Consider the following 6503-nt stretch of genomic DNA (forward strand, 5'->3'; position numbering starts at 1 on the left):
GCGGCGCTTCCGCCGCATCAGCCGGCTGCTCGATCCGCGCATTGGCAGGCGCATGGTCAACAGCTTCGATGCCCGCTACTGGTTCATGCGCTGGCCGCTCGACCACCTGTTCCATTCCGCTCATTTCCGGCTGGTCGACATGCAGCGGCTGGAAGCGGGTGGGTCCGATCATTTCCCAGTTCAGTTCGATCTCGTTCTTTGCCCGGACCGCGACGCGATCAGCCGTCCCGACGAAGCGGATGCCGGTGATCTCGACCGCGCGCGCGACCTGGTCCGGCAGGCGGATGAGCGCGACGAAGAGCCGATCGGCGTCGGGTGGGAGAAATGAAGCCGATGCTGGGATCGTGGCAGCTATGGGCTCTGCTGTCTGCGGTGTTTGCGGCGCTGACTGCAATCTTCGGCAAGATCGGCGTGGAAGGCGTTAATTCCGATCTCGCGACGCTGATCCGTACAGCCGTGATTCTGGCCATTGCCGCTGCCATCGTTGCCGCGACGGGGGCATGGCAGCCGGTATCCTCCATTTCGAACCGGACCTGGCTCTTTCTGGCTTTGTCGGGTGCTGCAACGGGCCTCTCCTGGCTCTGTTACTTCAGAGCCCTGCAGATTGGGGATGCTGCGCGCGTGGCGCCGATCGATAAGCTCAGCGTCGTTCTGGTTGCCGTTTTTGCCGTCGTCTTCCTGCGTGAAAGATTGTCGGGCGTGAACTGGCTCGGCGTTATCCTGATCGGCACAGGCGCGGTGCTGGTTGCGATCCGCGCCTGATCGAAGCGTCAGGAGGCGCCGCCGTAATAGGTGATGTAGCGTTCCGAAATCGCGCTGATCGGCAGAACCACGAACACATCCGTCGTGCCGAAATCGTGGTCGACCACGCAGCCTTCGCCGAACTTGGCGCCCAGCCGCAGATAGCCTTTTACGAGAGGCGGCATGGCGGTGAGCGCCGCCTTGGCGTTGATCGCTTCCGCCGGCATCAGGTCCATCGGCGCGAAGCGCTTGGCCACCGCACGCACCGCCCATTCGTCCTGCCCGGTGCAGTTATGCGCGAGGAAGGACAGCGCTTCGGCGTGGGCAGCGGGGATCGTGCCGTGGAACGAGGCGCAGCCGGCCATCACGTCGATGCCGTGATGCTTCACGTAAGCCCAGATCGCCTGCCACAGGAGCTCGATCGTGCGCTTGGAACGATAAGCCGGCAAAACGCAGGAGCGGCCGAGCTCGAGGAAGTTGAGGTCGGGGTGACGGGCAACGAGCTTGTCGAACTCGAATTCATCCGCAGAATAAAAGCCGCCCGTCGCGTCCGCCGTTTCCTGGCGCAGCAGCCGGTAACAACCGACGATCTGCTTTGCGCTTGGACCTGGCAGCGCTGTGTCGAACACCAGGAGATGATCGCAGATGCTGTCGAAGCGGTCGGCATCGCGCTGATCCAGCCTGTGGGCCTCCTGCCGTGTCGCGCCGAGTTCCTCGTAGAAAACGCTGAAACGCAGCTTCTGCGCGGCTTCGATCTCCGCCTCGCTTGTCGCCAGCCGCGCTTCCAGCGAGCCGATCTTGCCTAGGGGCAGGAGCGTTGCCGATGGTGCCACGCTCAGTGGCACACCCGTGTTCAAACGTCCGGTTTCGAACTCAAACGTCACGTGATTCATGGCTGATTCCCCGTGGACCCGTCGATCGGATACGCGGCTAATATCACATGACGGTGACATGAAAGCGACTGCCTGATGTCAGCCGCTCTATCCGGCTTCAAAATGAGCCGGCTGTGTTACGCTTCCACGGCGTTCAGCAAGGTGGCGGGGTCGAGCGGCTTGGCGACGAAGCCGGTTGCGCCATGGGCGAGAACATGGTGGCGGGTTTTTTCCTGCCCGTCCGCCGAAAGAACGATAATCGGTACCGGCTGCGTGCCCTTTTCTTCTTCGTGCTTGCGGATCATGGCGATGGCATCGAGCCCATCCATTACTGGCATGTGCAGGTCCATCAGAACGATATCCGGCGCCTGTCCATCAGTCGCCTGCGTTACGGCATCGACGGCCGCACGGCCATTGCCAACGACCTTCACCCGGTGTCCCGCCTTAGCCAGCGCAGAGCGCGCCAGCAGCGCGTTGATCTCGTTGTCCTCGGCAATGAGGATCGAGCGGCTGCGGTTGGAAGCCGGCTGTGGCACGCGCGGAGAAGCCTTAGGCTGATCGGGCGCGGCTGTCACGGCGAGGGCTGCAAGAAGAACGCGCAACAGCGTTTCCGTGCGAACCGGCCGCGCAAGGAAATGCGCGTAACCCTGCTCATGCAATTGCGCCAAGCGCCCGCGATTGTCCGGCGCAATCAGGGTGATGGCCGGAACGTCGGTGAGGCCGGCCGCGCGTAAGGCTGCCAAGCAGCTGCCGTCGGCATCTTCCAGACGGGCATCGATCAGGATCACATTGCAATCCCGGCACAGAGCTGCCTGTTCGACGGTGTCCGCGATCGTGGCCCGGCCGCCATGATCCCGGATCGTGGTTGCCAGTGCTTCCACCTCGATACCGAGATCGGACAGGATCACCGCGCGGCATCCAGCCAACGCCGTTGCGCGGCCGGGCGGTTCGCTCTGCGCATCGAGCGGCAAGGTCACGCAGAAGATCGCCCCTTCGCCGGGAGCGGCCTCGACCCCGATCGTGCCCTGCATGGCTTCCACGATGCGCTTTGAGATCGCAAGGCCGAGCCCTGCACCGCCATAGCGCCGCGTCGTGGTGCCGTCGCCTTGTTCGAACTCGCCGAAAATGCGGGCCGCATCGCTTTGCGCCAGGCCGGGGCCTGTATCGCGCACGCCGAAGCGGATGGCCGGCCAGTCGCCATCGTCGGTGACGGACACATCCACCAGAACGCCGCCCGTTTCGGTAAACTTCACGGCATTGCCGATCAGGTTAATCAGCACCTGCCGCAGCCGTCCCGGATCCGTGGAAATCAGCGTCGGCACATCGGGTGCCACCCGCACGCCGAGGCCGATGTTCTTCGAGTAAGCGCGCGCAGCCAGCAGTTCCACGACATTCTCGCTCAGCTCGCGCGGCGAAACTTTCTGAAGCTCGATCTCGAAACGGCCGGCCTCGATCTTGGAATAATCGAGCAGGTCTTCGATCAGCGTCAGCAGATGCTCGCCGGAGGTCGAGACCGCGCCGACATAGGTCTGCTGTTCCGGCGACAGATTGGTGTCGGCCAGCAGCTTCGCCATGCCGATGATGCCATTCATGGGCGTACGGATTTCGTGGCTGACGGTCGCCAGGAAGCGCGACTTCGCCTTGTTGGCGTCCTCGGCCCGTTCACGCGCGGCGATGGCTTCCGTTTCGGCCCGCTTGCGGTCGGTGATGTCGCGGGCGATCGCTCGATGCGAAACGGTACCGCTGGTGGGATCGCGCATGGAGTGCTCGATCCAGGAGAACCAGCGCTCGCCATTTGGCGTTTGGATCGCAACGTCGGTAGAGCTCAGACATTCGCCTTCCACAAAGGCGGCGTCCGGCACCAGGCTGATATCGACGCCGAGATCGATCAGGTGCTGACCGGCAAGAGAGAGCGGATCGCGGTCCAGAAGAAGGCCGAGCCCATCATTAGCGTAAAGAATGCGGCCGTCGCCGTCGCGATGAACAACCAGGTCGCCTAACGCATCGAGCAGGCTGCGCAAGCGCTCTTCGCTTTCCTGCAGGGCCCACATCTTGCCCGAAAGCGACTCGATCTCCCATTGGCGGCGGTTGAGCGCGGCGGCACCCTTCTGCATCTCGCGGCGGTGCGAGGTCAGCGCGTAGCCAAACACCGCCAGCTTGACCACGAACAGAATGCCAAGTGCTGCGGGAATGAAGAGCGGCGCACCGCTGAGGTAAGCCACACCGCCGAGCGCCAGCGTGGCCAGCATCAGGCCGAACCACAGCCAGGGAAGCCAGGTCGGCAGAGACCATAATCTGGCGGCGCTCTGTCGATGCACGAAGGCGGCAGTATGGGCGGGGCTCACAGGTCCGTTTTGGACCTGCGCCTGTCGAATTGGTTTGGTTTTGAGCACGGCCACCATGCAAGCAGTTTAGCAGCCGCCTGTTGAGGAAGCTTTCGGCAGTTTCATCGGATTTTACCGGAAACGCCGAACGCGCCGTTTGCTGCCTGCGACCTTTCAGCCGCCCTGTTCAGGAGCCGTTCTTAGCGGCATCACGATCGTGCCGCCAGTCCAGCACCTCCTGCAATACGACCAGACCAGCGCCCACCGTGATGAAGGCATCGGCCAGGTTGAACACCGCGAACGACCAGGCCGGCGTGTGGAACAGGAAATAATCAATGACATAGCCGAGCGTCACGCGATCGATCAGATTGCCGATCGCGCCACCGATGATCAGCGCAAAACCGAGACGTGCAGCCACCTGATGCGGAGCCGTGCGCCAGGAGAGATAAAGCACCAACGCCACCACGCCCAGCGTCAACGCCACCAATGCCGGTGCGCCGAGCGTCGAAAACATGGAAAAGGCGATGCCGGTATTATGGGTGCGAAACAGCGCGAAGAAGGGCAGGAGATCGATCTGCTGGTACATCACCATGTCGATCTCGACCCATTCCTTGACCACCTGGTCGAACAGAACGGCGAAAGCGGCAATCAGGCAGTAGATCAGAAAGGAACGCAGATTCACGCGGCGGGCACTCCGTCGAGGGTGAGTGCGGATCGGCGCACTTCGTAAAGCATGATGCCGGTGGCAACCGCCAGATTCAGCGAGTCGGCGCGTCCGGCCTGGGGAATGCGGAGGAGCACGTCGCAGCGCTCGGCCAGCGGCTCAGGCAAACCCTGGCTTTCATTGCCCATCAGCAGAACGACCGGCTTGTCGGCAAATTTGACGCTGCGATAATCCACGGCGCCTTTCAGATGCGTGCCGGCAACGAGGCCCTTGAACTCCTTGCGCCAGGCCAAAAACGCGTCCGGCGAGGCTTTGACCAGCGGCACGGCAAAGATCGAGCCCATCGTGGCGCGCACGGTTTCCAGTGCAAACGGATCGACGCAATCGCCTACCAGCAGCACGCCCTTGGCACCCACAGCATCGGCCGTGCGGATCACCGTGCCGAGATTGCCGGGATCGCGAACGCGGTCGAGCGCCACCCAGACGTCCGAGCCGGAAAGCCGCACATCACGCAACGGGGTGAGCTTCTGCTCGAACACGCCGAGCACGGTCTGCGGATTATCCTTGCGGGTCACCGAAGTCAGCACCTTCTCGCTGACTTCCAGCACCAGCGCGCCGGCCGCAACCGAACGCGCCGCGACCTTCTCGACCAACGGATTGCCCAGAGCAGACTTGGCGAAGACCAGCGTCTTGATCGTCCAGCCGAGATCGAGCGCGTCGATGACGAGCTTCAGCCCTTCGGCCAGGAATGCGTTCTGCTGGTCGCGGAATTTCTTCAACGCCAGCGACTTGATGTCCTTGATGACAGGGTTGGCGAGGCTGGTGACTTCCTTCACCTGGCCCGGTGCGCCCGTCCGCGGCACTCCCGCATAACCGCTCATTGCGCCACCCAGCGTGAAAACAGCGAGGTCGACAGCGCGCGGCCAGCCGATTGCTCGCGAATAATGAGCTCGCCGGATTCTACGCGCCCGCCCATGCCGGCAAAAGCGTCGCGCATCAGCGCATGGATGGCAAAGAAGGACGCCCGGATCGAATAGGCAGTAAGAACGACGGTCAGCGGCTGCGGCGTCAGGATCGCGCGGCACAAGGCTGTCAGCCTTGGCAGGTCCTCGAACAGCTGCCACACCTCGCCCTTAGGCCCGCGCCCATAGGCCGGTGGATCAAACAGCACGATGTCATAGCGGCTGCCGCGACGCTCTTCGCGCTCGGCGAACTTCATCGCGTCCTCGCAGATCCAGCGGATAGGCTTGTCGGACAAACCGGCCATCTCCTGGTTCTCACGCGCCCAGCCAATCGCCTTCTTGGAGGCGTCCACATGGGTGACTTCGGCACCCGCGCGCGCCGCGACCAGCGAGGCAAGGCCGGTATATCCGAACAGGTTGAGCACACGCACGGGCCGCTTGGCCTCGCGGATCAGCCTTTCCATATGGGCCCAGTGCGGCCCTTGTTCGGGAAACACGCCGACATGGCGGAACGAGGTGAAGCGACCGAGATAAGGGAGCCCGTCATGCGCCATCGGCCAAGTTTCGCCGAGTGGATCCCCAGGAAAACGCCAGCGTCCGAGCCCTTCCTCATCCGTGTCGCCGGTGAAGATCGCGTCGACATCCGTCCACTCGCGTTCGGAAAGCGCGCAGCTCCAGATAGCCTGACCTTCCGGCCGCACGATGCGATAGGGGCCGTATTGCTCGAGCTTTTCGCCGTCGCCGCTGTCGATCAGCGCGTAATCCTTGCTCGGTGCGACTTCCAGGATCAGCGGCAGCGTTTCGGCGGGTAGGGGACCGGTCGGCTTCGGCAGCGGGGCCGATTGTTCCGGCGGCGTCGGCCGTGGATCGCTCGGCGCCAGATGCGGCTCGCGCGTCGGATTGACGCCGCCGATCAGCGGATTCGAGTGTGTGTCGCGGG

7 protein-coding genes are annotated in these 6503 nt (G+C 63.3%); 2 read left to right on the plus strand and 5 right to left on the minus strand.

Annotated features, from left to right (window positions below; translation table 11 throughout):
• Positions 1-328: endonuclease/exonuclease/phosphatase family protein (locus RTX98_RS17510; RefSeq protein WP_416223160.1), on the plus strand; the 328-nt coding region annotated here is incomplete at its 5' end.
• Positions 325-762, plus strand: a complete 438-nt coding sequence (locus tag RTX98_RS17515) for an EamA family transporter (RefSeq protein ID WP_312798091.1) — start codon at positions 325-327, stop codon at positions 760-762. The genes RTX98_RS17510 and RTX98_RS17515, both read left to right, overlap by 4 nt.
• Positions 763-770: 8 nt before the next feature.
• On the opposite strand, the gene RTX98_RS17520 is transcribed toward RTX98_RS17515, so the two are convergent.
• The 5 genes from RTX98_RS17520 to RTX98_RS17540 form a co-directional block, all read right to left on the minus strand.
• Entirely contained in the window at positions 771-1634 is an 864-nt protein-coding gene (locus tag RTX98_RS17520) for a GNAT family N-acetyltransferase (protein WP_312798092.1), read from the minus strand.
• Between the two features lie 116 nt (positions 1635-1750).
• Positions 1751-3898, minus strand: a complete 2148-nt coding sequence (locus tag RTX98_RS17525) for a response regulator (protein WP_312798094.1) — start codon at positions 3896-3898, stop codon at positions 1751-1753.
• Between the two features lie 226 nt (positions 3899-4124).
• The gene (lspA, locus tag RTX98_RS17530) at positions 4125-4613 is read right to left on the minus strand and encodes a signal peptidase II (RefSeq protein ID WP_312798095.1); all 489 of its coding nucleotides are present in this window, start codon (positions 4611-4613) and stop codon (positions 4125-4127) included.
• A gap of 2 nt (positions 4614-4615) precedes the next feature.
• Positions 4616-5482, minus strand: coding sequence for an RNA methyltransferase (locus RTX98_RS17535; protein ID WP_312798093.1), 867 nt, complete (start codon positions 5480-5482; stop codon positions 4616-4618).
• Positions 5479-6396, minus strand: a complete 918-nt coding sequence (locus RTX98_RS17540; RefSeq protein ID WP_312798096.1) for a class I SAM-dependent rRNA methyltransferase — start codon at positions 6394-6396, stop codon at positions 5479-5481. Before RTX98_RS17540 ends, RTX98_RS17535 begins: the two co-directional genes overlap by 4 nt.
• Between the last annotated feature and the right edge of the window lie 107 nt (positions 6397-6503).

The sequence above is a fragment of the Tianweitania sp. genome (assembly GCF_032053605.1).
Classification (GTDB): Bacteria; Pseudomonadota; Alphaproteobacteria; order Rhizobiales; family Rhizobiaceae; genus Tianweitania.